The organism is Streptomyces kebangsaanensis, assembly GCF_001906585.1.
Lineage (GTDB): Bacteria > Actinomycetota > Actinomycetes > Streptomycetales > Streptomycetaceae > Streptomyces > Streptomyces kebangsaanensis.
This window is the reverse complement of the sequence record NZ_JUJA01000094.1, coordinates 1-1,676: the sequence shown is the minus strand read 5'-3', so window position 1 is coordinate 1,676 and position 1,676 is coordinate 1. Positions and strand designations below refer to the sequence as shown.

Here is a 1,676-nt window from a genome sequence, read left to right as displayed (position 1 = left end):
GATGCCCAACTTGCCCTCGATGCCGGCGAACGCGTCATCGACCACCGGGTCGGCTGCGGTCCTCAGTCCGCGCCCTCGGAGATCATTTCCAAGAGCGCGGAAGCTTTTCCCATGACCTCCAACGCGGCTTTGTTCCGGGCCAGTTCCTTCTCCAGCCGTTCCACCTGGCGGCGCAGCTTCTCGTTTTCCGTCTCTGCGGCCGACTTCTTAGGCCGGGCCGGGCTGGTGCGCTGGTCGACCAGCTTCTCCAATGCCCCGGCATCCCGCGCGGCCCGCCATTCCTTGACGTGCGAGTGGTAAAGGCGCTCGCGGCGCAGGACAGCGCCCTTCTCGTTCTTGGGTGCGGCGTCGTACTCGGCCACGATGCGCAGCTTGTACTCCGGACTGAAGGAACGGCGCTTCGGCCTGGGGGCCGGGTCGGACTCGGCGGGGTTGGTGCTGGTCATGAGGGGGTGGTTCTCCTGTCGTGCCCTCTCAGGCTAACCCGACTAAGCGGGGCGTCTCACCCAAGGCTGACAGAGAGGGGGTGAGCTTGTCCCGCCTGGCGCGGGTGTTGGAGATCCATACGCCCAGCTTCACGGCTACCGGCTCGGTCTCGCCGTCGATCGCGATCTGTTCACTGTGTCCGCGGGGTACCGGCCGGTGGGCGCCTTCCCGTTCCACCCACTGGGCGAGGGCGGTCAGTCCGCGTTGGAATGCCTGCTGCGCCTTGCTCGGGCCCTTCGCCGCGCGCGTGGCTGCTGAGGCGCCAGGCGGCGCCTGGGCGGGCTTGACGCCCAGCCTCTCCAACCGTTCTTGCTGCTGTGACGGAGCAGTGATCTTCATAGGGCTTGGTTGCTTTGGTCTGGTGTCCCGTCTTTGAGGTGGGACTCGGGATGGCTGGAGCGGCTGCGTCCGGGTGTGATGGGCGTGGCTTGGCGGGATGTTCGGTTTGGTTGTTCGGGTGGTTGGCCTGCGGTCCTGTAGTTGCGTAGGAATGATCTTGGTTTTCCTGTAGGTGTAGTGGTGCGTCTAATGGCAACTGCGCCATCTGGGCTACAGTCCCGCATGGGCATCGCAGACACATCCATCGCGGCCGCTTCAGCCGCGTTCAGCGGACTCGCTGCATTCGGCGCTTGGAAGGCTTCACGTCAGGCGAACGACACCGCGGCATCTGTCGCTCAGATCGAACGGGACCGCTGGCACAACGCGCTGACTCCGCAGCTTCGGCTGAAACTTGAGCAGTCAGACGGGCTGCTCTACGTCCGCTTTGAACCGTTCCGGGTTCGATAGGGACTCGATCGTTTGAGAGGATCGAGTCATGGCACGCTCTTCCCAGTACCCGCTTGAGCTGCGCCGTCGTGCGGTGCGGATGGTCGCCGAGGTGCGGCCGGAGTACGACACCGAGTGGGCCGCGATGAAAGCGGTCGCCCAGAAACTGGGCATCGGCACGACCGAGACCCTGCGCAAGTGGGTACGGCAGGACCAGATCGATGCCGGCACCCGGCCGGGCACCACGACGGAGGAGTCCGCCGAGCTGAAGCGGCTGAAGAAGGAGAATGCCGAGCTGAAGCGGGCGAACGAGATCCTCAAAGCCGCGGCGTCTTTCTTCGCGGCCGAGCTCGACCGGCCACACACACGCTCGTAGCGTTCATCGACGAGCACAAGGGCCGCTTCGGCGGCGTCGAGCCGATCTG

At 65.3% G+C, this 1,676-nt stretch carries 3 protein-coding genes and 1 pseudogene; 2 read left to right on the top strand and 2 right to left on the bottom strand.

Features of this window, described 5'->3' with window-relative positions:
* Positions 1 to 62: 62 nt before the first annotated feature.
* Together RH94_RS13900 and RH94_RS13895 are read right to left on the bottom strand one after the other, a co-directional pair.
* A complete protein-coding gene (locus tag RH94_RS13900) occupies positions 63 to 446 on the bottom strand; it encodes a transposase (RefSeq protein ID WP_073946048.1) in 384 nt (127 codons plus the stop codon).
* A 28-nt stretch (positions 447 to 474) separates the two neighbouring features.
* Positions 475 to 825, bottom strand: coding sequence for a helicase associated domain-containing protein (locus tag RH94_RS13895; protein ID WP_407697313.1), 351 nt, complete (start codon positions 823 to 825; stop codon positions 475 to 477).
* A gap of 222 nt (positions 826 to 1,047) precedes the next feature.
* On the opposite strand from RH94_RS13895, the gene RH94_RS40340 reads away from it, so the two are divergent.
* A complete protein-coding gene (locus RH94_RS40340) occupies positions 1,048 to 1,272 on the top strand; it encodes a hypothetical protein (RefSeq protein WP_143204014.1) in 225 nt (74 codons plus the stop codon).
* Between the two features lie 28 nt (positions 1,273 to 1,300).
* Positions 1,301 to 1,676: pseudogene (locus RH94_RS13890) on the top strand (transposase); the annotation flags it as partial.

What these genes read in the sequence shown, in the direction of transcription:
- RH94_RS13900 (WP_073946048.1), bottom strand. Translation starts at nt 446, where the DNA reads ATGACCAGCACCAACCCCGCCGAGTCCGACCCGGCCCCCAGGCCGAAG.
- RH94_RS40340 (WP_143204014.1), top strand. Translation starts at nt 1,048, where the DNA reads ATGGGCATCGCAGACACATCCATCGCGGCCGCTTCAGCCGCGTTCAGC.
- RH94_RS13895 (WP_407697313.1), bottom strand. Translation starts at nt 825, where the DNA reads ATGAAGATCACTGCTCCGTCACAGCAGCAAGAACGGTTGGAGAGGCTG.